The sequence below is a fragment of the Emticicia sp. genome, from assembly GCF_049241225.1.
Classification (GTDB): domain Bacteria; phylum Bacteroidota; class Bacteroidia; order Cytophagales; family Spirosomataceae; genus Emticicia.
This window is the reverse complement of the sequence record NZ_JBMLRC010000276.1, coordinates 5307-6925: the sequence shown is the minus strand read 5'-3', so window position 1 is coordinate 6925 and position 1619 is coordinate 5307. Positions and strand designations below refer to the sequence as shown.

Here is a 1619-nt window from a genome sequence, read left to right as displayed (position 1 = left end):
TTTTTCTCAGGAACTAAACAGCTATATGACGCCGAAGCAATGGCTACGAATAAGAATATTTTGAGGAAGGTTTGACGATTTATCATTATTATGAAAGTTTTGACTAAAAATCTACTTTTCAAAGATAGGAATAAAATGTAGTATGCGTAAAAAGAATGAAGGCTTAAAAACAAAAAACTTCTTCTGTGTAAAATCAGAGAAGAAGTTTTTTGAATTGAAAGTATATAATAAAGGTCAACGTAATCATTTAAGGCTGTTGACCGTTGACTACTAAAATTATCTTAGCTTCAAAGTTACCAAACAAGCCACCGCCAACACGATACCGATAATCCAGAAACGAGTAACGATTTTAGCTTCGTGGTAGCCTTTTTTCTGGTAGTGGTGGTGCAAAGGCGACATCAAGAATAAACGATTTTGCTGGGCAAATTCTAAGCCTCGACGACGACGTTGGTATTTAAAATAACTTACCTGCATAATCACCGAAAGGTTTTCAATCAAGAAAATTCCGCACATCACAGGTATCAATAATTCTTTTCTGAGTGCCAGAGCCAATACTGCAATCACGCTTCCGAGCATCAAGCTACCCGTATCGCCCATGAAAACTTGTGCAGGATAGGCATTATACCACAAAAAGCCAATACAGGCCCCGACAAAGGCGGCACAGAAGATTACGACCTCGCCCGAGTTCGGAATCATCATGATATTGAGGTATTGTGCAAAAACTTTATTTCCCGATAAATAAGCAAAAACGGCTAAAGTTATACCAATAATTGCCGAAGTTCCTGCTGCCAAACCATCAATTCCATCGGTAATATTTGCACCGTTTGAAACCGCAGTGATGATAAAAATTACTACCAAAACATAAGGCAACCAAGCCAAACTTTCGGGCAAGAAACTACCAAATATCTGATAATCAATCTCGTTGTTTTTGAAAAATGGTACTGTGGTAGTCAATGAATGAACATCGGTGTATTTCTGAATTTCACCGATTGAGCTGGCAATTTTGCCTTTTTCATAAACTCTAATTTTTACGTAGTCATTAAAATAGAGTGTCAAGCCTACGATTAACCCTAAGCCTACTTGACCAATAATTTTGAATCGACCTTTTAAGCCTTCTTTGTCTTTCTTAAAAACCTTGATATAGTCATCGGCAAAACCAATACCGCAAGTCCAGAGAGTAGCGATTATCAACAACACAATATAAACGTTGTCGAGCTTAGCAAAAAGCAATACTGGAATCATCAACGATGCCAAAATAATGAAACCACCCATCGTTGGTGTTCCTTTTTTTTGCATTTGTCCTTGTAGGCCAAGGTCACGGATTGATTCTCCGATTTGGAGATTTTGCAGTAAAAGAATGATACGTTTTCCGAAAATTGAGGCAATCAGTAACGAGAAAACGATAGCTCCCATCGCACGGAAAGTAATGTACTGAAACACACCCGCTCCTGGGAAATCGAAAACTTTGTCAAGGTAAGTAAATAAGTAGTAAAGCATAGGACATTGGAATTTATAGGAAAGTACTGGCAAAGATACTTTTTTTTGAAAACCTAAGAAATAAATGGTTAAAAAAAGTGAAAAATGAGCGTGATATTTACGTTTTTTGTCTCAATTTTAAA

At 37.0% G+C, this 1619-nt stretch carries 1 protein-coding gene; it reads right to left on the bottom strand.

Features of this window, described 5'->3' with window-relative positions; translation table 11 throughout:
- Window positions 1–276: 276 nt before the first annotated feature.
- Complete coding sequence (gene mraY / locus ACOVO2_RS14740) at window positions 277–1497, bottom strand: phospho-N-acetylmuramoyl-pentapeptide-transferase (RefSeq protein WP_421770714.1); 1221 nt, start codon at window positions 1495–1497, stop codon at window positions 277–279.
- Window positions 1498–1619 lie beyond the last annotated feature (122 nt).